The 23,712-nt window shown below is 57.7% G+C and carries 21 protein-coding genes, 1 tRNA gene and 1 pseudogene; 8 read left to right on the top strand and 15 right to left on the bottom strand.

The window, feature by feature from the left end; all coding sequences use genetic code 11:
• Window positions 1-27: 27 nt before the first annotated feature.
• Entirely contained in the window at window positions 28-1,173 is a 1,146-nt protein-coding gene (locus tag GSQ94_RS16390; RefSeq protein WP_254063927.1) for a nitronate monooxygenase family protein, read from the top strand.
• Between the two features lie 35 nt (window positions 1,174-1,208).
• A complete protein-coding gene (locus GSQ94_RS16385) occupies window positions 1,209-1,889 on the top strand; it encodes an RNA polymerase sigma factor (RefSeq protein ID WP_158944930.1) in 681 nt (226 codons plus the stop codon).
• A gap of 34 nt (window positions 1,890-1,923) precedes the next feature.
• On the opposite strand, the gene GSQ94_RS16380 is transcribed toward GSQ94_RS16385, so the two are convergent.
• From GSQ94_RS16380 to GSQ94_RS16355, 6 genes and pseudogenes are all read right to left on the bottom strand, one after another.
• Window positions 1,924-3,093 (bottom strand): carbohydrate porin, encoded by a 1,170-nt coding sequence (locus GSQ94_RS16380; protein ID WP_254063926.1) that lies wholly within the window; start codon window positions 3,091-3,093, stop codon window positions 1,924-1,926.
• 213 nt (window positions 3,094-3,306) lie between these two features.
• Window positions 3,307-3,426: pseudogene (locus GSQ94_RS21905) on the bottom strand (sigma factor-like helix-turn-helix DNA-binding protein); the annotation flags it as partial.
• 73 nt (window positions 3,427-3,499) lie between these two features.
• Window positions 3,500-4,177, bottom strand: coding sequence for a type 1 glutamine amidotransferase domain-containing protein (locus GSQ94_RS16370; protein ID WP_158944928.1), 678 nt, complete (start codon window positions 4,175-4,177; stop codon window positions 3,500-3,502).
• Between the two features lie 452 nt (window positions 4,178-4,629).
• Window positions 4,630-4,911 (bottom strand): SOS response-associated peptidase family protein, encoded by a 282-nt coding sequence (locus GSQ94_RS21900; RefSeq protein WP_371417542.1) that lies wholly within the window; start codon window positions 4,909-4,911, stop codon window positions 4,630-4,632.
• A 22-nt stretch (window positions 4,912-4,933) separates the two neighbouring features.
• Complete coding sequence (locus GSQ94_RS16360) at window positions 4,934-6,268, bottom strand: choice-of-anchor tandem repeat GloVer-containing protein (protein ID WP_216843112.1); 1,335 nt, start codon at window positions 6,266-6,268, stop codon at window positions 4,934-4,936.
• A gap of 325 nt (window positions 6,269-6,593) precedes the next feature.
• Window positions 6,594-6,685: transfer RNA gene (locus tag GSQ94_RS16355), tRNA-Ser, on the bottom strand.
• A 300-nt stretch (window positions 6,686-6,985) separates the two neighbouring features.
• Between GSQ94_RS16355 and queG the strand changes: the two genes are divergently transcribed.
• The 3 genes from queG to GSQ94_RS16340 are packed head-to-tail and all read left to right on the top strand — an operon-like array spanning window position 6,986 to window position 11,468.
• Entirely contained in the window at window positions 6,986-8,215 is a 1,230-nt protein-coding gene (gene queG / locus GSQ94_RS16350; protein WP_254063925.1) for a tRNA epoxyqueuosine(34) reductase QueG, read from the top strand.
• Window positions 8,216-8,269: 54 nt separating this feature from the next.
• Window positions 8,270-9,232 (top strand): YihY/virulence factor BrkB family protein, encoded by a 963-nt coding sequence (locus tag GSQ94_RS16345; RefSeq protein WP_158944924.1) that lies wholly within the window; start codon window positions 8,270-8,272, stop codon window positions 9,230-9,232.
• Window positions 9,216-11,468 (top strand): PP2C family protein-serine/threonine phosphatase, encoded by a 2,253-nt coding sequence (locus GSQ94_RS16340; RefSeq protein ID WP_158944923.1) that lies wholly within the window; start codon window positions 9,216-9,218, stop codon window positions 11,466-11,468. Before GSQ94_RS16345 ends, GSQ94_RS16340 begins: the two co-directional genes overlap by 17 nt.
• 212 nt (window positions 11,469-11,680) lie before the next feature.
• Here GSQ94_RS16340 and GSQ94_RS16335 read toward each other — a convergent pair whose 3' ends face one another.
• The 7 genes from GSQ94_RS16335 to GSQ94_RS16310 all read right to left on the bottom strand — a co-directional run bounded on the left by GSQ94_RS16335 (window position 11,681) and on the right by GSQ94_RS16310 (window position 16,423).
• Window positions 11,681-12,889 (bottom strand): YncE family protein, encoded by a 1,209-nt coding sequence (locus tag GSQ94_RS16335; RefSeq protein WP_254063924.1) that lies wholly within the window; start codon window positions 12,887-12,889, stop codon window positions 11,681-11,683.
• Between the two features lie 194 nt (window positions 12,890-13,083).
• On the bottom strand, window positions 13,084-13,227 hold the full coding sequence (locus GSQ94_RS21010; protein WP_174240953.1) for a hypothetical protein: 144 nt from the start codon (window positions 13,225-13,227) through the stop codon (window positions 13,084-13,086).
• A complete protein-coding gene (ccsA, locus tag GSQ94_RS16330; RefSeq protein WP_158944922.1) occupies window positions 13,224-13,961 on the bottom strand; it encodes a cytochrome c biogenesis protein CcsA in 738 nt (245 codons plus the stop codon). Before ccsA ends, GSQ94_RS21010 begins: the two co-directional genes overlap by 4 nt.
• Before the next feature lie 23 nt (window positions 13,962-13,984).
• Entirely contained in the window at window positions 13,985-14,674 is a 690-nt protein-coding gene (locus GSQ94_RS16325) for a heme exporter protein CcmB (RefSeq protein WP_158944921.1), read from the bottom strand.
• On the bottom strand, window positions 14,671-15,183 hold the full coding sequence (ybaK, locus tag GSQ94_RS16320; protein WP_158944920.1) for a Cys-tRNA(Pro) deacylase: 513 nt from the start codon (window positions 15,181-15,183) through the stop codon (window positions 14,671-14,673). Before ybaK ends, GSQ94_RS16325 begins: the two co-directional genes overlap by 4 nt.
• A complete protein-coding gene (locus GSQ94_RS16315; RefSeq protein ID WP_371417541.1) occupies window positions 15,180-16,049 on the bottom strand; it encodes an ABC transporter ATP-binding protein in 870 nt (289 codons plus the stop codon). The genes ybaK and GSQ94_RS16315 overlap by 4 nt, the downstream gene beginning before the upstream one ends.
• On the bottom strand, window positions 15,968-16,423 hold the full coding sequence (locus tag GSQ94_RS16310; protein WP_158944919.1) for a cytochrome c maturation protein CcmE: 456 nt from the start codon (window positions 16,421-16,423) through the stop codon (window positions 15,968-15,970). Before GSQ94_RS16310 ends, GSQ94_RS16315 begins: the two co-directional genes overlap by 82 nt.
• 425 nt (window positions 16,424-16,848) lie before the next feature.
• Between GSQ94_RS16310 and GSQ94_RS16305 the strand changes: the two genes are divergently transcribed.
• Window positions 16,849-17,931: a phytoene/squalene synthase family protein gene (locus GSQ94_RS16305; RefSeq protein ID WP_158944918.1), complete on the top strand. Its 1,083-nt coding sequence runs from the start codon at window positions 16,849-16,851 to the stop codon at window positions 17,929-17,931.
• 92 nt (window positions 17,932-18,023) lie between these two features.
• Here GSQ94_RS16305 and GSQ94_RS16300 read toward each other — a convergent pair whose 3' ends face one another.
• Window positions 18,024-18,560: a ferritin-like domain-containing protein gene (locus GSQ94_RS16300; protein ID WP_158944917.1), complete on the bottom strand. Its 537-nt coding sequence runs from the start codon at window positions 18,558-18,560 to the stop codon at window positions 18,024-18,026.
• Between the two features lie 352 nt (window positions 18,561-18,912).
• Between GSQ94_RS16300 and thiC the strand changes: the two genes are divergently transcribed.
• Window positions 18,913-20,409: a phosphomethylpyrimidine synthase ThiC gene (thiC, locus tag GSQ94_RS16295; RefSeq protein WP_158944916.1), complete on the top strand. Its 1,497-nt coding sequence runs from the start codon at window positions 18,913-18,915 to the stop codon at window positions 20,407-20,409.
• A gap of 534 nt (window positions 20,410-20,943) precedes the next feature.
• On the opposite strand, the gene GSQ94_RS16290 is transcribed toward thiC, so the two are convergent.
• On the bottom strand, window positions 20,944-23,118 hold the full coding sequence (locus tag GSQ94_RS16290) for a M28 family metallopeptidase (protein ID WP_158944997.1): 2,175 nt from the start codon (window positions 23,116-23,118) through the stop codon (window positions 20,944-20,946).
• Window positions 23,119-23,338: 220 nt separating this feature from the next.
• On the opposite strand from GSQ94_RS16290, the gene GSQ94_RS16285 reads away from it, so the two are divergent.
• Window positions 23,339-23,712, top strand: a 374-nt coding sequence (locus tag GSQ94_RS16285) for an MFS transporter (RefSeq protein ID WP_254063923.1), incomplete at its 3' end; no start/stop codon positions are given.

Below are 23,712 nucleotides of genomic sequence, written 5' to 3'. Positions count from 1 at the left end.
GCCTGACTATCACCTGCGGAGGCGACAGTGCAAAAAGAGATCATTAGTTCATCCACACCGTGGTATAAGACACGCGTCTCTTCCACCTTGGGAATTGAGTACCCGATTATTCAAGGTCCTTTAGGTGGTCTGTCGACGCAGAGATTGACAGCGATTGTGTCGAATTTTGGCGGCCTGGGCTCCTTCGGGGCGCATGGTCTGAGCCCTTCTGGAATCAAGGACGTCATCTCTGAGATTCGTGAACTTACTACCAAGCCTTTCGCAATAAATTTGTGGGTCTCGACGGAAGATGAGGGAGCACGCGCTTCGGGCAAGGAAGAGTTTGTGCGAAGCCTTAAACACCTGGCTGGACATATAGAAGCACTGGGAGGAACTCTGCCGGACCATAAGCCGTATGTTCCAGTCCGGTTTGAAGACCAGGTACGCGTTCTGCTCGATGCAAAGATCCCGATCTTCAGCTTCATCGCCGGGATACCGCCGAAAGAGATTTTGGACGAATGCCGTACCCGTGGAATCCTTACGATTGGAACCGCGACAACGGCAGCCGAAGCCATGGTTCTAGATCAGGCAGGAGTCAGTGTCATTGTCGCTTCCGGCTTTGAAGCGGGTGGCCATCGCGGCTCTTTCCTGCTGCCCGCCGAGGATTCCCTCACCGGAACATTTTCACTGACGCCTCAGGTCGTAGATGCTGTTTCTGCACCGGTGGTCGCCGCTGGAGGTATCGCCGATGCGCGTGGAATAGTCGCAGCTTTCGCCCTCGGAGCTGAAGGCGTACAAATCGGTACGGCCTTTTTAGTGAGTGAAGATTCCGGTGCGAGTGTCCATCATCGCAACGCGCTCCTCAGTCGAAAAGCGCAGAGAACTTCATTAACCAAGGGCTTTACTGGACGACTTGCTCGCGGAGTTCACAACCAGCTGATCGAGGAACTAAATCGCCCAGGCGTAGATATTCTTCCGTACCCACTGCAGCGCATGCTCGTTCGAAGCCTTGTTGTACCCGCGGAGAAAGCAGGCAGAACTGAGCTTCTCCAACTTTGGGCAGGACAGAGTGCAAGCCTTGTCCAACAGAGTGATGCGAAGACGCTCCTGCGGACATTGATATCCGAAACCACCGCTGTTGCTGATCCTGTTGTCGATTGGAATCGCGAAAGACGATGCAAAAGGTCGCGTTGAAATAGAAATACCGCAGTTGACGATTGGAGGAAACGATGTCTCTTTCAGGTGAATACGGCACGCCGGCGGTAGTCCCTTCGCCATCAGATAAAGACGTGAGTGGAGTCCTTGACCATATGACCCCTCTGAGTCACCAGCAACTGATCCTCGCTGCCCGATCGGGTTGCGGGGCCGCATTCAAGGAGCTCTGGGATCTATATTCATGGCGAGTCTACAGAACCACTTTAGGCATTACTAAGAATGAGTACGATGCCGAAGACGCGCTGCAGGATTCCTTTCTTCACGCGTTCCGGGCTCTCGAAGGCTTTGAAGGCCGCGCGAGCTTCTACACCTGGTTGACTCGCATTGCAATTAACTCGGCATTGGGCATACTGCGCAAGCGCCGCTGCCGGCCGGAAACATCAATCAACTCAGGTTCTCAGCAAGAAGAAGAGAGTGCTCCTGAAGAGCTAACAGACACGGCCCCCAATCCTGAACAAGTCTTCGAACAACAACAGAGACACGTGCAGCTTATGCAGGCGATCCATAGACTCCCTGCAAGCCTTCGGGAAGCCGTTCAATTGCACATTGCGAGAGACTGCTCGGCGAAAGAAGTTGCCTGCCAGCTCAACATCTCTGAGGCAGCTGCCAAGTCGCGGCTCTATCGGGCAAGCACAAGACTAGGTACGATGCTAGCTGCCCGCTATAGTTCCAGGGTCCAAAATAACGTTCAATAGACATGTTCTTAATCTTCTTTCGTGTTCGCAACGCCTAGAAAATTATCTTCATCCTCAGCCCCAGCAACGCGGTCGTGTACTGCTTGACGATATTCGTTGGATGCACTGAAACCTCTAGATCGGGCCCTAGCTCCATGCTCTGCGTCAGCCTTACGCGGTAAAACGTCTCAAACAGGGTTTCGTGATGTTTAGCTCCATGGCTTGGTTCCGTGATATTGATCGACGCGCCAAACATGTCCCCGCGTCGCCCAAATGGCCGTATGTTCACAATACCTGCGTCTAAGACTCTCTTGATGGAAGAACCAGTGTCAGTCGCTATTCCCAGGCGTCCAAAGGGAACCCATCCATTTTTCAATTCATAATCGGAACCGAATCCTAGCCCCGCTCCACTTCCTTGCGTAGCCGTATCGTTCCGCCACACCAGAAACCGGAACAGGTGTTCCTGCTGGGTCGGAGCACCCTCTTTCCATCCCAGCTCAATCGCATTCATATACTTTTTGTCTACTAGCGTCTTAAGGTTTCTCTGCTGCGCGCCTTCTGTATCCACGGTCACCGCGTGGAGGTAGATGTGCGGAGTGACTTGGTACTCAAGCGCCGCGCCTCCCGCGTATGTTCCGTCGGATGGAATGGTCAGGTTCCCGTCGTTTTCAGCATTGAGAAACTGGCTTCGCTCGTCATTGTTGTAGAGACTCAGGCTGATGAACTCGTTAGGGTGGATCTTGCCGATGTAAAAGGCAATTTTCTTTTGATAGAAATCCTGCCTGTAGTAGAGGATATTCAGAGTAATCGGTTCCTGCGGACCACCTCCTGGCAAACAGTTCAGCACCAACCCTGATCCAAGGGCGTCACTCAAGTTGAACTGCTGGCTTACCCCAAGATTCACTCCGGACCGTACCAACATGCTGAAGGTACCGGCGTTTCCTCCATGGTCGTACGCCTTCCACCCGCCCGATAAGTCGAATCGACCTGTCGCCCAATTGTGCCGTACGCCGTCGGGCGTTTCCGTCGCATACTGGTCCACTACGGTGTACGTTGCAGCGAAGCTCAGCCCCTCCGCTTTACGCAACTCGTTCATCGACCGATCAACAGGTCCCAGCACAGGATGAAATGGGTCTCTCTTGAAGAACGGATCAGCCGGTACCTTTGCCAGCACAGCGGCGTCCTGATCGAGAGCTTGTCCCGGGAATCCTTTAATCTTAGCCACCGCTTCACTTTCCTGCCCAGCCGTGCCTTGTATCTGGACCTGGACGCGAGACGATGCGTCCGGCGCTCCCGATCCGATCTGCGACGAGGCGCGCTCTGGTCTTGCAAGGAGACCAGAAAGTAATAAAACATAGACCAGAACGCGTGTCACTTGGCGTCGGTCTGCCTTTTCAAATTCCGGCAAGGATGCGCGTAGCACATTCCTTGCACACGACAACCGGAATTTCACTGCAGTCACAGAAAAACCCAATGTTTGCGCTGCTTCATTCGTTGAGCATTCCCTGGCATGGTGGAGTTCAACAACTGATCGTAAGCGCCATGGTAATCGCAGTATTGAGCTCCTTAGTAGCTTTTCTACTTCACGATCAGCACAAAGATGTTCGGGATATCAGACGCTTAGGTTAACTTTAAGAAGCAAGCAACTTTAAAAGTGCCTGGGCTGCGGAGGTCGAGGATGCAGGATTCTGTCCCGTAATCAGCAGTCCATCGACAACAGAGAAGGGCTGCCAATTGGGTACTTTTTCGAAGGTTGCACCCAGCCGCTTGAGTTCATCCTCGACGAGAAATGGTACGACGTTGGTGAGTTGTACCGCTTCCTCTTCTTCATTCGTAAAACCCGTCAGTCGTTTCCCCTTCACGAGTGGTGCGCCCTTGTACTTGACGTGACGCAGCACGCCGGGAGAATGGCACACCAACGCAACTGGCTTACCCAAGTTATAGAAGGCTTCGATCAGAGCGATCGAAACCGGACTCTCAGCCAAGTCCCACAGGGGCCCGTGCCCCCCTACGTAAAAAATCGTGTCGAAGTCTTCCGCTTTCATGTCAGCGAGCTTCACGGTATGAGAAAGAGCCTTCTGCGCAGTCTCGTCTTCCTTGAACCGCGCCATTGCAGGCGTTTGATTCTCCGGCACATCGCTCTTCGGATCGATCGGCGGCTGCCCGCCTTTCGGTGACGCGAGAGTTAACTGCACATCAGAGTCCATGAAGACAAAGTAGGGAGCAGCGAACTCCTCAAGCCAGAAGCCGGTTTTGCGGCCCGTACCGCCGAGCTGATCGTGCGATGTCAACACCATCAATATCTTCATGGTCCTTCTCCTCTGTTCCTTCTCGTGCGTCGTCCCGATAGGCACACAACGCGATCACACCAGAAGCATCGAAGACGAACAATCGTACGAAGGTATCGTTGGATACCTTCGTATCGGTCAAAATCGCTGGGAAATGGCCAATCGCTACGCCCGGACATCCACACGGGATGACTAAAATTCCCAACGATGTACCCGCATCATGCAATGTGCATAGTGGACACTAAAAGAACAAAGCCCACGATTAGGTGTGCCGCCTCCCCCTATCGCAGCACCAATATTTGTATGGTAGGTAGTGATTAGCGCAGCAAGAACTACTCCGATTACCCCGATGACAGCAACTGATACAGACTTATCGCTAGGCATGAGACCTCCTCGTTGACAGGTAAAGTCGAATCACCCGTCTTTACCCATAGTGAGGGCGAAGACCCATATGTTTCATTCCATTCGTAAAGCTAATCGGCAGGAACGATGCAGTGCCGTCGGTTGAATGCTTCGCGGAAGGCTGGCAACGTCGCCACGGTCTCGGCGCGTGCGTTCGTAGTCTTGCACGTTGCCTTGTCGTTCTCGGAGTATATGGGAATCAGACCCATCGCATGATCGTGAGTTCGCGTTTCCCTCCTCATCGAGTCGAACGATGGGCTGGAAGGTGCTGGGTCGAACATTAATCTAATCTTCCTCTGCTCGGCGGTTTTGTATTCGACCCTAAGACAAAATAAACCTCGAGCTACACTCAACCTCTACGGAAGGCCGACTAAGTTACTTGGGAAGCAAAATCTTGTACAACACACCGCAACCGGCAGTTCCGTTAGTCTTGCATGGATTAGTGCTAACACTGGAATGCCCCCCAAACAGGGTTGCCCCGTAGATATCTCCATTTGGCAGTTGAATGAGTCCGGTAGAAGGCAAAAGGCCATCCTTTCCCGTAAAGGAATGCAGCGTGGTGTGATGTCCATTCGCAGTGATCTGAAAGACGACACCGAATCCATCGAGTCCTTCGGTGGAGCCGTGGACTCCCCCGGCCTGGGTTGCCCCGTAGATCGTATCGCCGAGTATCAGGGGTACTCCCTGCGGCCCAGCGCCATCCGAACCAGTAAAGGAGTGAATCACGGAAAAGTTGCCGGCTGTGTCGAATTCGTACAACACACCGCAACCAAAATTGGCGAAGGCACCTGCGTCATAGAGGGCGCAACTGCTGAGATCTCCACCTGAAAGCGCAAAGCCGAAGATGTTTCCTTTGCCGTCGAGCGCGATGCCGTTAGGAGAACCACCATCCGTCCCACCAGTGAAGTTGTGAAGGACGGTGAAGGTACCATCGGGTCTCAACTGAAACAGGACTCCGTAACCAGGGTTGTCGGAGTTCCCGGTATCATCCGGGCCACCGTCCGTCGTGGTCCCGTAGAGATTCCCCTCCGCATCGACCGCCAAAGAGGTCTGCGGGTCGGAGCCGGACACGACTGGGTTTTTGAAGTGAAAGAGGACAGTGGTAACTCCAGCAGGACTGATCTCGAAGATCTCCCCGCAACCGTTACCAGGAGCGCAGCCGCCTGCCGTCGTCACGCCGTAGAGAGTTCCCTTCTTGTCTATCGTCAGACCGCCATACGGCTCCCCTTCGGTAGCGGAGAAAACGTGTAGCACGGTCCCAGTACCTGAGGGAAGAATCTTGTAAATCGCTCCGACCGTAGAGTTTGTTGCAACTTCAATCAACATCTCTCCATATAGATCTCCCGCAGTGTCGCGCACTAAGCCAGAGGATGGAAAATTTGGCTTGCCATCAAGTGATCCGAAGGTGAACTCTGGTACCAGATAGCCATGTGCCCAATCGAAGACTACGCCGCAGCCGGTCGGATGGCACAATGTTCCGCCCGCGTTGGCGACCCCGAGGACATGGCTATAACCGTCGGCGAGCAGGTTCCCAATGGGCGAAGCACCATCGGCCAGACCATTGAACTTGTATTGGACGTGTAGGTCGTCTTGTGCCCTGAGGGTCGGGGTTGCTAGAAAGAGTGGGCTCATTGCTAGCGCCATTGTGACTAGAGGGAGAAAGCTTGCTGGCGAGAAAGATCGTCCTGTGCCCTTGTTGTTCTTCATCATGTCATCCTCGATAGGATTTCGGATTCTCGTACACCGTACGGGGCAGAGACGACCCACCCGGAAACCATAGCATGAAGTTTTTCAAGGAATGCAACAAATTCCGATCAGTCGCGTTTGGTTCATCCAGCCGAATCCGCTTGCCCGTCGCTGCACCTGGTCCAGCTTACGCTCGTATACGAGAACACCACCGCCTTCTCACGAGCAGTCGCCATGATCCGATTGGCGTATCAAATCAGTCGGAGCCAGTGGCCTTGGCACCGCCCCAGCATTCTCTGGGGTTATCGCGGTTCATCTGGATGTCTCTGGAACTCCTGAAACAAGTAAATGGCGGAGAGGGAGGGATTCGAACCCCCGATAGACTTACGCCTATGTCTGATTTCGAGTCAGGTGCATTCAACCGGGCTCTGCCACCTCTCCGCGTTTTATCAATCACCTTGAGACCGTCTCTTAGCTGGCTAAAGGAGCGGCGTCAGACGTGGCGTCAATTGCAGTCTGGGGAACTGTAACCGACCAATCAACGGCGTCTGCAGGACATGCGAATGCAAGAGACAACCAGCAAAGCCATTGAGAGTGACGTGTAGCCAGGGAATTCTTCGTTAGTTCGAATCTCTTCCCTGACCAGACAAGTTTACTGGCAAAGGCGTGTCCAGTGCAATGCCGTCGATTTATCCTGAAGGCTGTCGGAGAAGAGGTCCTTCCTCGCATGGGAGAAGAGTTTTGACGGCAGAGCGAGCACCAGGCGCCAGCGTATGGACCTCCGAACATAAGCTGTGGCTGCGCGAGTTAGCCGTAAGCTCTGGCTTCGACACTGCCGGAATCGCTCCCGTCTCTGCAGGCCCTCAAACTGGCGAGCAGCTGCTCGACGCTGAGAGATTTGCGACCTGGATCTCAGCCGGCAGAGCAGGGGAGATGGACTATCTCAAGCGACGCGACGAGCACGGAATCCTGCTGCGAAGCGACGTACAGATTGCGCTGCCCTGGGCTCAGTCGGTTATCGTCTGCGCGCTGAACTACAACGCTGCAGGCCCGCTCTCTATCGACAACGCATCGCCCAATACCGGATGGATCGCCCGCTATGCCTGGAGCGGACGCACCGCCGCTCTCTCCGCGAAGGAACTCCAACCCAGCGACTACCACGACGAGCTTCTCGGCCGCCTCCGAAAGATCGAAGCGCAGTTGCAGGATCGATTCGCCTGCCAGACGCGCTGTTATGTCGACACCGGCCCGTTGGTGGAGCGTGCCGCAGCCGCGAAAGCAGGCATCGGCTGGATCGGGAAGAACACCTGCGTCATCGATCAGAAACTAGGCTCCTGGCTGCTGCTTGGCGTCATCATCACCTCGATCCCTGTCTCTCCCGAGGCCGAGTGGGAGGTCGCCGCGGATCGATGTGGAAGCTGCACCCGTTGCCTCGATGCATGCCCCACCGACGCTCTGATAGCGCCGCATCAGATGGATGCTTCACTCTGTATCGCATATCTCACGATCGAAAAAAAGGGTGCCATCGCCGAGGAACTGCGCGAACCGATGGGCCGTCAGGTCTTCGGATGCGACATCTGTCAGGACGTCTGCCCGTGGAACCGCCGCTCTCCAGTTGCCGTCAACGAAGGCATGCTGACACGCAGAGAGCTGGTCAATCCGCCGTTAGCATGGCTCGCCGAGATGGACTCTGCCGACTTCAAACGTTGGTTCAAAGGTTCTCCTCTGGAGCGGACTCGCCTGAAGCGCCTGCAGCGCAACGTGGCTGTCGCCATGGGAAACAGTGGCGAAACGCAGTTCATCCCCCACTTAGAGCGGTGGAAAGCTGCCGATGATCTTGTTCTGGCCGACTCCGCCGACTGGGCGCTGCAAAGAATACGCGGTCTCTCCTCTGAGCCTGATCGCGGCATCGCCGTCAGGGAATCGCAGTGTCGGGCAGAAGAAGATGGGCAAAGCGAGCCGCTCTGCTAGCATCGAAGGAAACCGTGTCGGTCCATTGACGCCCGCTCTACACGAAACCCTCCTATGCCGTCCATTCTTCCACCCAAAAGCGAAGTTCCAGGAACGACCGGATTTGCATCGGAGACTCCGCCCAAGCCGATCGAGGACGTCCAGCCCGTCGTTCGGGGCTACGGCCTCTCCGCGCAGCTCGCCGCGCTCGCCCGCTACATGGCCCGCACAGAGGTGCACACCTACGCCTTCAGCGTTGCCGCCAATGTCATCCTCTCGCTCTTCCCCTTTATCGTGCTTTTGTTGACCCTGTGCCGCAACGTCTTTCACTCGCGATCCATGGAACAGATCGTCGGCGACATGATGAAGAATCTGCTCCCCGTAGGGCAGGACTTCGTCATGCGCAACATGCAGCTTCTGGCCCATCCCCATAAGGGAACGCAGCTCTTCTCCCTGGTCATGCTGCTCATCACCTCAACAGGCGTTTTTCTCCCATTGGAAGTTGCTCTGAACAGCGTCTGGGGCGTACGCCAGAACCGCAGCTATCTGCACAATCAGGCTATCTCCCTCGGACTGGCCTTTGCCGTCGGCGTTCTGGCGATGGCGTCGGTTGCCTCCACGGCCAGCCAGCAGACGATCCTCTCCTGGGTCTTCTTTGGCCATACCAACAACAACGTCTTCCACTTCATCTCCTTCACCTTCCTCAAGCTATGCGCGGGGCTTGCGAGCATCCTGCTCTTTTTCCTAATCTATTGGGTGTTGCCGTACAGAAAAGTTCCAGCGCGCGCGGTGCTCCCTACGGCCATCGTGGTTGGCCTGATATGGCTGGGCGCCAAATATCTCTATATCAAGGCGCTTCCGTGGCTGGACTTTCAGTCCGTCTATGGACCGTTTTATATTTCGGTAGGGCTGATGATGTGGGCCTTTCTCTCAGGTCTGCTCCTGTTGGCCGGAGCACACTTTTCGGCGACACGTTATACCTTGAAGCTGGCACGGCAGGCGGAACTGGAGGCGACAAAAGATGCAGGAACCGTATAGCCCTACCAGGCCGCGCGCTCTCGAGCTTCTGCGAGAACGGGTGCCTACAGGACTTGCCGGTGCCGCGTTCTGGCTCGGGCTCTGGTTCTGCGTATTATTCGTTCGCCGCTGGATCTCCGGAGGATTCGGAACTTTCTTAGGCGTTCTGCAGTTCTTTGTTGGAATCGCTCTCATCTCGGTTGCCATCCCGCTTACCTTGCAGCTGGTCCGCAAGCACCTCCTCTGGAGCCTCCGAAACAAGCTGGTGCTCACCTATCTTCTGATCGGTGTCGCTCCAGTGGTCCTGTTCGTTACATTGGTTGGAGTCCTCTCCTACGTTGCCGCCGGACAATTTGCCATCCACCTCACAGACTCCAGGCTGCAAGCCGAGCTACGTCAGATGAGCAACGAGAGTGGGCACCGCGCCGATCTCACCACAGCGCTGGTTGCCGAACGTCCAAAGGACACTGCCCCCCAACTTGCCGATGCTATCCAGAACATTGAACGGGCAGGAGATGTTGGGCGCCTGGATCTGCCTCGCATGAAACTGCATCGCGAGACGCGCGTCTTCCTTAACAGTGCCCCGGTCGATCTGGGGCCGGGCTATCATGGCAAAGCCCCCTTCGGCCTCCCGCCCTGGGCAACTCAGCTGCCGGGTAACGAATTCTCCGGACTGGTCCTCGACGGGCGAGATCTCTACCTTGTGGCCCTTCGTCAGCATAAGTGGAATGATGGCCGCATCTTCACGCTCATGTCGAGTCTGCCCGTAGATAGCAGCGTACTAAAGCTGATGTCCGAAGGACTCGGACAGGCAAGCCTCCTGCCCCAGCGCGCCGGAAGAACTGCGAACGAAATCAGCAGCGAGAAAAAGGAGCAGGTAAACGCAGGCACCCCAGCTTCCGGCCAACAACCGCGGCAGAAGGTCAGGTTTGCAGTCGGGTCGGATGGGATCAACGGTGGATCCAGTTGGATCGTCGGTGGAACCGAGCCTCCAGCCGTTAATCTCGCCGACATGCGGGTAAGCTTCACCTCGACAGAGCCGATCACAGACTGGGATACGGGAGAGCGAGACAACGTTCTTATCGCTGTCCAGTCCCGGCCCTCTCTGCTCTATAACCAGTTGTTCGGCTCCTCGCTCGGCGGAATTGTAACCAGCGTTCTGCGCATCGGGATCATTCTGCTCTGCGTGGTCTTTACCGTAATCGAACTGCTGGCCTTGTGGATGGCCGTTGGTCTCAGCCGTTCCATCACCTCCTCGGTTGCCGATCTCTACGGCGCTACCCAGCATATTGATCGTGGAGATTTGGACTATCGCATCGGCGTAAAGAGCGACGACCAGCTTGCCGAACTAAGCCGCTCGTTCAATACGATGTCCGGATCGCTAAAGCGTCTTCTCGAAGAGCAGAAAGAGAAAGAGCGTCTGCAAAACGAGATCTCCATCGCGCAGGAGGTGCAGGCCAATCTCTTCCCGCTGCACGCGCAGGGGCTCGAGACCCTGGATCTCCATGGCGTCTGCCGGCCGGCGCGCTCCGTCAGCGGCGACTACTACGACTTCCTCGTCTTCCACGAAGAGGCGCACGCAGGCATGGTCAGCCGACGCGAAACCGGCGTAGGCATTGCTATCGGCGACATCAGCGGCAAGGGAATCTCCGCCGCGCTATTGATGGCGACTCTGCACTCGGCTGTGCGCGCCTATCGCTTCGCCAGCGAGGAGCTGGTCTACAGCGAGTCCAGTGTGGCCGGACTGACGGCCAGCAGGGAAGGCCGCGGCGGAGACTGCGACGAGCTCTTCCAGTCGCCGGGGCGCATTCTTTCTCTGCTGAATCGTCACCTCTACCGCAGCACCCAGCCGGAGAAGTATGCCACGTTGTTTCTAGCTCACTACAACGCAACTTCTGCCATGTTGACCTACTCGAACGCGGGGCAGCTGCCGCCGCTCGTCTTGAGCAGGGATGGCCATATTCGGCGGCTTGATAAGGGTGGCACCGTGGTTGGCCTGATGGATGGAATGCACTACGAGGAAGATCGGTTCCAGATGCAGCCCGGAGACATCATGGTGGCCTACTCAGATGGCGTTACCGAACCGGAGAACGACTTCGGCGAGTTTGGGGAAGAGCGGATGATGGAAGTGGTAGCCCGCTACAGGGACCAGCCCCTGCACGTCATATCCGGCCAGGTGATGCTCGCGCTCGACGCCTGGATCGGCGCCGACGAACAGCCCGACGACATCACCCTGGTACTGGCCCGGCAGGTCTGAAGCTCTCAGAAAAAAATAGTTGGAAGCAGTGGCGTGTTTTTCAGTGCCGAAAATTGCGCTGCTAAGACACCAGCTTAGCCACGCACTGCACCACGTTCACACCAGCAAAAAACCATGGCTAGGAAGGCTCTTATTTCAAAACACCCCTCAAAAAGCCCAGTAAAACGATAGAAATCCGGGCAGCCACCACGCCAGATTTTTTTCTACAACCACTACTTTTCTCGCAGAGCCTTAACCACGATAGAGTTCGGCGAGATACCGGCAGGAAGAATTGTAAATAGCGCAGGCCCTTGCTTTCCCTGCGTTCGAATCACCGCAACATCGCCCGAATGCGAGTCCGCAGCCAGCAAAAGATGCTCATCGGCCGAAAACGCAAGCGCATCCGGCGCTGAACCCGTGCGGACGCTGCCAGCCAGCTTTCCATCGTCGATACTGTAGAGCCCAAGGGAGTCAGCACCGAAGTTCGAGACCCAAAGCATGCTGTTGTCACGGCTCACAATGCCGCCTATCGGCTTGTTGCCGATGCTGTAAGTACCACCCACCTCATTGGTCCACGTAGAGATCTCGGAGAAGCTGTCAGAGTCAAAGTTGGACACGAAGATCTCCCCACCATCAGGCTTCATGGCCAGGTGAACCGGCGTCTTCCCGACATTCAGCAGGGCAAGCATATGGTCATTCAAAAGAGAGGAGTTCTGCTTTGCAGCCCACGATCCGGGCGCCGCTGCGAGGCTGACTGCCATCACCTGATGACCTGCGGAACAAGCCACGAATGCCTTCGAGGAGTCAGGCAAAATTACGATGCTTTTAGCTCCCGGACAGCCGGAGAACGTAGAGCGAAGATGAATGGCTGATGACGAGCCAGAGGTAAACGGAGTGACTTCGAAGAGGGATACGCTGCCGCTACGTTGGTTAGCGACGACAAGAGCGCGGCCGTCGGGCGAGATGCTAGCCTCTGCCGGTTGCTCCCCAGTCCCTGAGACGGAGATCTCGCGCCGCCGATCAAGATCAAGCACGCTGATGCTGTTTGAGCCGGCGTTGGCAACGTACGCCCTGTGCCCGGTAGGATCGACCACGACGAAGGACGGTTGGCGATGAACTGAGATCGTCGCAGCAACACGGTTCGTTCTGGCGTCGATTACAGTGACTGTGCCCGACTGAGTGTTGACGACATAAATCTCATTGCGAACGGGGTTTGCGGCAAGATTGGTTGGATTAGTGCCGACCTGAAGTGTTCGGTCCTGACGAAGGTAGACAAGATCAAGAACGGTGACAGTGTTCGATCCGCCGTTGCTGATATAAGCAAACTCACGGTAGCCGGCGGGGACGTCAGGAAAACTACTCCTGCGACAGCCGGAGAGACTGAGGAGCACGAGGGCTAAGGCGATAACGAGACGAACGGGAGAGAGGGGAAGCTTGGGCACTGTTTGGAGTTTATCGAGGCAATACGAGAGCGGCAAGGGAAGGCGAACTACGAAGAGATTTTAGAAGTCTCCGAAACTTTTGTACGCCATTAGGTGTTTAGGCGGTTGATGCGAATCGATAGGAATTGATTCGCGTCAACTGCAATTCCTACTCGGACAACGAAGCTGCGGTCCACCTGCGGCTTCGTTGATTTTTAGCGACGCTCCCCCGGCATTCGAGTCCAGTTCCACGCCGTCCAGGCAAAGTACCCACCCTGAATGACCCACACGGCTACATAGGCGAATACCAGATGCCGATGCGGCATGGTGCTGAGGTCGAAGAAGGAATGCCAGGTCATTGCGGGATCTCCAAAGAGGCTTCGATGGCCTGCAGGGCGGCTTCCTGCTCGGCAAGTTGACGCCGGCGTTCGAGAGCGAAGCGAAAGAGGACGATGCAGATACCCCACAGGGTCCATCCTGCGAGGTTCCAGTAGAAGGCGGGGAGCATCGACGGATCGACGCCGGAGTCGGGGCCACCACCGAAGACGGGGGCCGGGTGCTGGGTTCGCCACCAGCGAATGGACATGTAGACGATGGGGACGTCTACTGCGGCGAAGACCGAGAGAACAGCCGCCAGGGTGTGGGTCTGGCCGGTGGAGGAGAAGCGGCGCAGCATCAGGTAGCTGACGTACAGCAGCCACAGGAGAAGCATGCTGGTGAGACGGGGATCCCAGGTCCACCAGATTCCCCATGTAGCTCGTCCCCACAGCATGCCTGTAAGAAGGCAGATGCTGGAGTAGACGACCGTGACCTCCGCAGTGGTTAGAGCAAGTGCATCGGCTGTGAGGGCTTTGAGCGGGTCGCGACGGCGCCAGTAGAGGTAGAAGAGGGAGGCCGCGAAGTTGATGTAAGGGAAGATCAGACTCAACATCGCGATGGGAACGTGGTAGTAGAAGATGCGCCCTACGTTGCCTTGCGCGGCATCGGTGGGGACGAGGAAGATGGCTTGTCGAAAGCCAATTGCGAGCACAGCGGTACTGAGGCCGAACCAAAGCCAGGCGACGCCGCGGAGAGTGGGGGTGCGCTGCTCCATTGCTTTAGTTTATCTCGAATGGGTCATTCAGCGTTGAGGACGGTTTCGAAGAGCAGTATGCAGACGGTGGTGAAGATGATGTCGTAGCCGAGCAACTGTTTGATCCAGGTGTTGATCTGGATGGGGTCGAGATCGCCGGTAAGGACGCCGGTGGTGGCCTGGACCATGGCGAGAAGAGCGGGCAAGGAGATCGGCAGCAGGAGGAGGGGGAGAAGAAGTTCGCGGTTGCGGGCGCGCAGGCCCAGGGCGGCGAAGAAGGTTCCGTTTACCACGAGGGCCCAGGTGCCTAGAGGCATGATCAAGGCCAATAGCCAGATGCTTCCGAGGGCGTGCAGGTTGAAAAATACGATGAAGATGGGAGCTAGGACAGCTTCGACGACGAGGACGAAGAGCAGGTTGGCGATGGCTTTGCCGAGGAAGAGGGCGGAGGCGGGGGAGGGGGCCATGCGTTGGGCTTCGAGGACGTTGTTGCGCTGCTCGCGGGCCCAGGACTGGTTGAGGGCGGTGATGGAGGCGAAGAGCAGCGCGACCCAGAGGATGCCGCCTGAGATCTGGCGGGCTACCGTGGGGTAGCTGGTGGGGTCGAAGGCCAATCCGAAGACTACGACTACAAGGAGCGAGAAGAAGAGCATTCCGTTGAGGGAGTCGCGAGAGCGCCACTCGAGGCGGAGGTCTTTGCGGAGGTGATCGAGGACGTGGCGGAGGTAGTTCATGCCGGGGTGGGGCCTTTGGTGAGGTCGGCGAGGGTGGCTTCGGCGGCGCGGAGGTAGTCGGCGGGGGTGAGCAGGAGTTGAAGTCCTCGCTGGCCGGCGGAGACCGAGATCTGGTCGAAGAGCTCGATGGTCTCATCGGCGAAGGCGGGGAAGGACTTCCTGGCACCCATGACGGTGACTCCGCCGCGAATGTAGCCGGTGAGCGGCTCGACTTCTTTGAGGGAGGCCAGCTCTGCTTTTTTTGCTCCCGCGGCGTGGGCGAGTTTTTTGAGATCGAGTTCGGCGTCGCCGGGGATGACGGCGAAGACGTGTTCTCCCGTGTTGGTGTGGGTGAGAAGGGTTTTGAAGACCTGCTCCGGGGGGAGGCCTATCTTGCGGGCGACGGAGATGGCGGTGAGGTCGTCGGGATCGACTACGTAGGGGCGGAGTTCGTAGAGGATGCCGAGGGTATCGAGGAGGCGGGCGGCGTTGGTCTTAGCTCGTACTGCGGCTGGGGCTGACGTCTTCACCCGAGGGCCTCGGTGGCTGAGGTTGAGATCTGGGTTTCGACTGGTTGGGACTCCACGATCTGGCCGTTGCGCATGGTGAGGGTGCGGTCGGCGAGGGGTTCGGCGAGTGCGGACTGGTGGGTGGTGAAGACGATGGTGCGGGCGCCCATGACTCCGTTGACGGGGGCTACGGGCCAGGTGCGGAAGTCGGCGAGGAGCTCGACCATGTGCTTGGCGGAGGCGGCGTCGAGGTTGGAGAAGGGTTCGTCGAGGAGGAGGACTTCGGGGTCGCTCTGGAGGACACGGGCGAGGGAGGTGCGCTGGCGCATGCCCTGGGAGTACTGGCCTACCGGGCGGTTGAGTTTGGGGTCGAGGCCTACGGCGCGGAGGGCCATCTCCGGGTTGCCGACACAGGCGCAGCCGCCGTCACGGTGGAGCGAGGAGAAGTAGTTGAGGTTCTCCATGGCGGTGAGCTCGTCGTAGAGCATGGGCGAGTGGCTCATGTAAGCGACGCGGCGGCGCTGCTGGTGAGGGTGGCCGGAGAAGACGGTGACGGTTCCGCGCGTGGGCGTGATGAGGCCAGCGATGACGCGGAGGAGGGTGGACTTCCCCGCGCCGTTTTCGCCGAAGATGACGGTGCAGGAGCCGGTACAGAAGCTGGTGGTCACGTTGCGAAGTGCGGCGAAGGAGCCGTAGAGCTTGGAGACGGAGTCGAGCACGATGCAGTCGGCGACATCAGTGGGGGGAGTCGAACTGCTACGAGTTGTCTCTGCCGTCTGCATCGTATTTTCTCTGGGTACGGAGATCAGCGGGTGGCGGGGACGATAGCGGATGCGGTGGTTGCCGGAGTGGCCGTAGCCGGGGCCGGCGCGTACTTGGAGGCGCACTTGGCCTGGAGCTGGGTGGCGTGGAAGACGCCGTCGTGTCCGTAGGTGCCTACAGCGAGGGCCTGGGCATCGTCCTTGAAGGTGTCGGGTGGGGGCTCGGAGCCCTGGTAGACGACGGATAGTTTGCGGCCCTGCTCGAGGAGATCGAAGGTGGCGCTGGTGCCTACGCGGTGGATACTGCCGGGGGCGACGTTGCCGGCAACGCGGAGGTGGCGGACGTAGGCCTTGTTGCCCATGCCCTGAAGCTCACCGATGGTGACGTAGTAGCTCTTGTTGTCGCGGCCGCCGGTGAAGGACAGGTAGGCGACGGTGGCCACGATGATGAGGGTGGCGACGATGAATTTGATCGGGCTCTTCTGGGTTGCGTTTGCCATGGCTTCGTCTTTCAGTCTACGTTTCCGGATTCGATTTGGGTAGCGAGCACGGAGGGTGGTACCCCCCTCCCCGCTGGGTGAGTATCTTGGGCGTAAGTTTATTGGAATGAATAAGTTGCAGGGGGTATGTGTCTGTAAAATATTCTATTCAAAAGACTTAGGCGCAAAATACTTATTTTGTTGCAGTTGCGCGGTACGCCTTTGTCTCTTTGAGTTCGACTGGTGCAACTCTCTCCTGCATCTATTTTATGCGATGGACAAGGGGGAACACGCCACGACAAAGTGCTTGCTGGGCGCGGGTTTTAGCGACTCAGGGTATTGACAAGGATTTTGTTTTTTTAGAGCCGACGCTTTGCATGGTGTGAGGTTGCGTGGTTGAACTGCGACAGGATCAATCTTTGTTGTCGATAGAATCAGTGGAGGCAATGACACTAAAAAAATCTACGCATGACGCCACTACAGCTCTTCTTCTCGGCCCCCTGCTGAAAGGTGTTTCCCGCTCCTTCTACCTTTCTTTGCGTGTGCTCCCCGTGGGCATGCGCGATCCGATTGGCCTTGCTTATCTGCTGGCACGCGCCGGGGACACGATCGCGGATACATCCCTGATCTCTCCAGAGAAGCGACTGGAGCTGCTTTTATCCCTGCGCGGTCAAGTCAACGGCCTTCCGGACGAAGGAGCGCTGATACGTATGGCAGCGGAGGCAGGGACTCAACAGACGGACTCAGAGGAAAAAGTTTTGCTCGAATCTGTTGGAGCGGCACTGAGCCTGCTCTCTCGTCTCAGCCAGCCTAATCGGGAGGCGGTATGCGCTACCGTGACCACGCTTACGGAAGGAATGGAGTTCGACCTGCGTACCTTTCCCGACGAAAGATCCGGGCGGATCGTCGCGTTGCAGGAGTACTCCGAACTTGATCGATACACTTACCTGATCGCCGGATGCGTGGGGGAGTTCTGGACGAAGATGACTTATGCGCACGTGCCCGGTACGCTGGCGGGTCCACTCGACACGATGATGGAGCGCGGCATTCGGTTTGGGAAGGCGCTGCAGATGACAAATATTCTGCGAGACTGCGGCAAGGACCTGCGAATCGGACGGTGCTACTTACCGGCAACGATGCTGGTCCGATTCGGCCTGAGTCCTCAGGAGTTGTTGTTGCCGGAGACGTCCCTGCGCGCACGACCGGTCTTGTTTGAACTTGTCAGGAAGGCTCTCGATCACTACCGCGAGGCGATTGACTATACGCTGGCTCTACCTGCGTTCTCGATTCGACTGCGCTTGTCGTGCTGGTGGCCGATCGTGATTGGATTAGAGACGCTAGCGCTTCTTGTTCGTAATGACAACTGGCTGGATCCGGCGAAGGCCTCGAAGATACGACGCAATGACGTGTATCGCATGATGGCTACGTCAGTGCCGTTGGTGGTATCGAATACGATGCTTAGTGCCTGGGCTGAGCGACTGATGGGAAGAGTTGAACTCGGGTTGAGTGCTGGCGAGGCATCGTCTTAGAAGCTTTGAGTCAGACGACAATGTTGAGCGTTGGCGGCAAAAATGAAGCGGAGACCCGAGGATTTCGGGTCTCCGCTCTTTTGGTCTAAAGGCTATACGCGGGCTGTGGCGTAGTTGGTTTGGGCGACGACGCCAGTGGTGTTGACGGTGTCGGAGATCGTGGAGAGGAGTTCGTCGGCGTTTTTTTCTTCGTCGAGGATGCTGTCGAGGATGTCGGCTGCGTCGTCATCGCCGAGGAGTTCGGCCCAGGTGCGGAGCGTGCCGTAGACGGCGATCTCGTGATGCTCTACCTGCTGGGCGGAGGCGATGAGGGAGATGTCGCGGATGCTGGTGTCGGCGGCATCCTTGACGTTGTCCTCGGCTTCGGTGATGAGAGCGGAGATAGCTTTGCAGGTTGAGGTGTCTGCGTTGCCGTTGGTGGCGTCGCGGAGGATGCTTTCGACCTTGGCCACGTGGCTCTGGGTCTCGGTGAGGTGAGCGCGGAAGGCTGCGGCTAGTTGGGGATCCGTGGACTTTTCGATCATGGTGGGGAGGGCCTTAGTGATCTTCTGCTCCATGTCGAGAGCTTTTTTGAGGTTGGCGATGTAGAGGGTGCGGAGGTCTTCGATATTTTCGGAGAATAGCTTCATGGGGAGTGCTCCTTTTGGAAAAACTCGCGAGTTGTCTCGCTGACGCTAGAAGCGTCTTGTGATGCTGCGTGATGTGTGGGTGAGAGCGGCGAACGTTCAAGCCGGGGTGCTCACGGTCGTTCTGCGTTCTGGTGGATTGGATGCGTGGGTGTGGAGGAGGTTGGCTGTGTGGACGGTGGAAAACCCCGATTTGGCGAGGCCGTGATGCAGCTTGAGAAGTGGCGAGCCGCTGGAAGGTTTGAGGGGGTTGCGAGAGAGAACTGCTGGAAGAGATGTGGGGGCGCGACGCTATACGCGGTGCGCGTGCATCGTATACTTACTCGATAACACTGCAAGACGGCAGGGGAGACACATGAGCGAAAACGGAAACGGCGCAGCTTCGAATGGCAACGGCAATGGGGCGCATGCGCACGGCAATGATTACAAGGTGCCGACGGGGCGGGCGGATTGGATCGTGAAGCGGAAGGCCGAGTCGGCGCGGACCGGCGACACGAATATGAGCCAGATGCACTTTGCGCGGAAGGGCATGATTACCGAGGAGATGGCTTATGTCGCTCAGCGGGAGAAGATTGCGGCGGAGCTGGTGCGGAGCGAGGTGGCGAAGGGGACGATGATCATTCCCGCGAACATCAACCACGTTGAGCTGGAGCCGATGGCGATTGGGGTGGAGTCGCTGTGCAAGATCAATGCGAATATCGGGAACTCGGCGCTGGTGTCGAATGTCGATGAAGAGTTGCGGAAGCTGCACACGGCGGTGCATTTTGGTGCGGATACGGTGATGGATCTGTCGACGGGCGGGGATATCCCGATGATTCGGGAGCAGATTCTGCGGCATTCGCCGGTGCCGATTGGAACGGTGCCGCTGTATGAAGCGCTTTCGCGAGTCAAGAGAGTCGAAGATTTGAATATCGATTTGTATCTCGAAGTGATTGAGGAGCAGGCGCAGCAGGGAGTCGATTACTTTACGATTCATGCGGGTGTGCTGATTGAATATGTGCCGCTTGTGGCGAAGCGGATTACGGGGATTGTGAGCCGCGGTGGAGCGATTCTGGCGCAGTGGATGACTTCGAATCACAAGCAGAACTTTTTGTATGAGAACTTCGACCGCATTACGAAGATCATGGCGAAGTATGACGTGAGCTACTCGCTGGGCGATGGACTGAGGCCGGGATGCCTGGCGGATGCGAGCGATGAGGCTCAGTTTGCGGAGTTGAAGACGCTGGGTGAGTTGACACGGCAGGCCTGGAAGAGCGATGTGCAGGTGATGATCGAGGGGCCGGGACATATTCCGATGGACCAGATCAAGCTGCAGGTGGATAAGGAGGTGGAGTTGTGCGATGGGGCTCCGTTCTATGTGCTGGGGCCGCTGGTGACCGATATCGCTCCTGGGTATGACCACATCACGAGTGCGATTGGCGCGGCGATGATTGGGTGGCATGGTGCTGCGATGCTTTGCTATGTGACTCCGAAGGAGCATTTGGGGCTTCCGAATGAGAAGGATGTGAAGGACGGGATTATCGCTTACAAGATTGCTGCTCATGCGGCGGATGTGGCGCGGCATCGTCCGGGCGCGAGGGATCGGGACGACGCGATCTCGCATGCGCGGTACACGTTTGATTGGGATAAGCAGTTTGCGTTATCGCTGGACCCCGAGACGGCGAGAGGGATGCACGACGAGACGCTGCCCGATGACTATTACAAGGAAGCGGCTTTCTGCAGCATGTGCGGGCCTAAGTTCTGCAGCATGAATTGGTCGAGCAAGGTGGACGAGTTCAATGCGAAGGAGCATGGTCTGGTGAAGCAGGACCTGACGCAGATTGTGACGGAGCAGATGGCGCTGCGAGGGTAGGCTGCTTTTAGGTTTGAAACAAATGAAAAAGGCCGCATCCATTGTTTGGGATGCGGCCTTTTCTGTTGCGGGTAGACCTTTTTTCCCGCTGACTCTGATGCTGCTGTGTTGCGCCGGGAGCGAGTGCTACTAAGCTGCGGGCGGCAAGGGGTTGATTCAAAACCCCGTGGGGCTGCAGCGCAGGGTCAGCTTACAGAATGTCTTTTTCCTCTTTGTCGGAACGCATGGCAAGAAGTGCAGGAGCAATAATCATTGCGAGAAAAACCAAAGCTAGAACGAGATCATGGACCATTTGGGGAGTCTCCTTTGGGCGGCTTTAACCGTCTTGAGAGTAACTATGAGGCAATGTTACTAAGTGGGCATATCCCACTTAGGCAATGAAAGATGCGTCTTTTGGGGGATGGTCTTATGGATACCCCTTAAAGCTCCTGTCCTGCCGGACGGGCCTCCTGCGCGGAGTGCGGTCACTTCGTGACTTGTGTACTCCTTCGGGTGGTCCGTCCCGTTGGTCGGTGTTTAGATTTGCCATCGCCTCTATTTGGCGGCCTCCAGGATGGCGGCGGCGCGGTTGAGGGCTTCGGTGAGAGCGACGAGCTGGGTTTGGGCTCGGTTGGCATCGGGGGCGTCGATGCCCTCGTTGACGCCGGGGATGACGACGGCGGCGTAGCCGGTGAACTCGCCGGGGGCGTAGATGGTGTGGCGAAACCAGGAGCGTTTGGGTAGTCCGGCTGGGTTGAGCAGAGCTTCTTCGGCGTTGCGGAGAGCCTGGTTGAGGGCGGTGGGGTTGGCGGGTGGTGCGGACTGAACGGCGCGGATGGCAGTGCCTGCTGCGGCGAAGCGGTTGGCGGCGGTCTGGGCTGCGGCGAAGTCGAGGGTGAGGTTCTTGGTGGTGGCGAGTTTTTGCGCGGCTTCGAGGTAGCCTACGATCTCTTTGCCGTAGAGCTGGTAGTCGTAGGGGAGGACGTCGGCGTCGGCCATGTGGAGGATCTCGAGGCCGAAGACTCGAGCCTGCTGCTGCTCATAGACGAAGGTGGGGTCGGCGAATTTGATGAACCAGTTGTAGTTGTCGAAGACGGAGTGGTAGACGCCGTAGGGACCTTCGGAGCCGATGTCGGTGGAGGGGACGCCGAGGTGCTGGATGAAGGGGGTGTAGTCGGATCCGGAGCCGAGGGTGCCGATGCGAACGTCGCCGTCAGAGGCGTCGACGGACTTGTGGCTACGGCGGGTGGGTGCGGTGGCCTGGTCGGCCTTCCACTGGTCGTAGACGGTTCCGCCCTTGGGGCTGGGGACTTCTTTGGTTACTTCGCGGACAAACTGCTTGAGTGAGGGAACGGCGGCAGCGTCGAAGTTGGGGCCGGCTACGCCGACGTCGGTGTTGAAGTAGGCAACGGCGTGGGCGAGAACTTTCTCGTGCTGCTCGGCCCACTCGGTGGAGCCGATGAGACCTTCTTCTTCGGCGTCCCAACTGCCGATGACGATGGTGCGCTGAGGCTTCCAGCCCTGCTTGAGGAGAGCGCCGAGGCCGTGGACGGTTTCGAGCATGGCGGCGGTGCCGGAGTTGGGATCGACGGCGCCGTAGACCCAGGCGTCGCGGTGGTTGCCTGCTACGACCCAGTCTTCGGAGTTGTCGGTGCCGGGGATCTTGCCGATGACGTCCCAGATGGTGCGGAGGGCGATGTCCTGCTCGAGGTGCATGTGGACGGTGACCTTGTTTGCGGGGGTGTGGTTTCCACTGCCTGCTCCAGCTCCTGCGGCTCCCGTTACTGCAGCTCCGTTTCCGATAGCTCCGAGGTGATAGGTGAAGGGGAGTGCGCCCTGCCAGTCGCGAGGGGATTCGGATCCGCCGAGGGCTTTGAGGATGGGGGCTGCATCGTGGTACGAGAGTGGGTTGGTGGGGATGGTGGCCTGGTTGTTCTGGAGCTTATCGAGGGGGATGCGTTTGGAGGCGGGGAGGTCGAGGGTGGAAGCTACGCCGGGGGTGGTGGGATCGCCGGGGTAGATGGGGAGGAACTGGATGGAGCCGCGCTGGACGCCGGTTTCGGGGCGGTACGGTCCCTTGGGGTACATGTCGCCGCGGAAGTAGCCGTCGTCGGCGGGGTCGGAGTAGATGAGGACTCCGGCTGCGCCGTACTGCTGGGCGATGTAGGTCTTGATGCCGCGGAAGTTTTCGCCGTAGCGGACGATGACGATCTTGCCTTTGACGCTGATGCCTAGCTTGGCGAGCTGCTGGAAGTCGGCGAGGGTGCCGTAGTTGGCGTAGACGACCTCGGCGGTGACGTCACCGGAGGGGGAGGAGCCGTTGAAGGCGGGGAGGATGCGGGGATCGTCCTGGAAGGGGTCGCCACCGAACTTGTTGGGGTCGACGTGCTCTGCGGTAGGGCCGGACATGAGTTTTTTGCCGTCGGCGTCGAAGGCTTCGATGACGATCTTGATGGGCTTATTGAGGAGGACTTTGTAGGGGACGATCTCGGTTTCGAGTCCAGCGGCTTTGAACTTGTCGGCGACGTAGACGGCGGTGGTGTAGTCCTCCGGCGAACTGGCCCAGTGAGGGGCAGACGTGAGGGTCTTGAGGTGCTGGCCTGCTAGGGTTGCGTCGGGGATGGCCATGAAGGCGTTGTCCAACTTTGCCTGAGGTGCGAAGTCGCGGTAGCCGAAGACCTGCGGGGAGGTGGGAGATTGAGCCAGGGTGAGGGCGGCGAGAGGGAGCATGCAGGCTACGGTGCGGAGATGGATCAAGTCTTAGGCCTCGAGAGATGGGGTGTCAGGATTTCAGGGTATCGCATGAGTGGAGATGTGGGGAGACCGGCGTGGAGGTTTTGCGTTGGGGCTGCTATTCGGAGAGGCCAAGAAGCGGATTGATTCTTCTTATGCTGGTTTGGGTGCGAGAGAGATTCCACTACGATGAAGATATCAACTGACAAGGTGAAACGTGGCTCTGCAGACCATTTCCAAGACGAAGGTTCACTCGCCTGTTGCAGAAGAGGGTGCGCTGTTTCGCGTGCTGACGGCGGTGAGTTTCTGCCATTTGCTGAACGATATGGTCCAGTCGCTGCTGCCGTCGATCTACCCGATTCTGAAGAGTTCGTTTCGGCTGGACTTTGGTCAGATTGGTTTGATCACGTTGACGTACCAGATTACGGCGTCTCTGCTGCAGCCATTCATTGGGCACTATACGGATCGAAGACCGATGCCTTATTCGCTGCCGATCGGGATGACGGTGACGCTTGCAGGTCTGATGCTGGTTGCGGTTGCGCCGAGTTTTTCGATGCTGCTGATTGCTGCTTCGTTGATTGGGGTTGGGTC

Origin of the sequence: Granulicella sp. S190, assembly GCF_009766095.1 — a bacterium.
Taxonomy (GTDB): domain Bacteria; phylum Acidobacteriota; class Terriglobia; order Terriglobales; family Acidobacteriaceae; genus Edaphobacter.
Note: the sequence above shows the minus strand (reverse complement) of the source record. Positions and strands in the feature narration are given on the sequence as shown.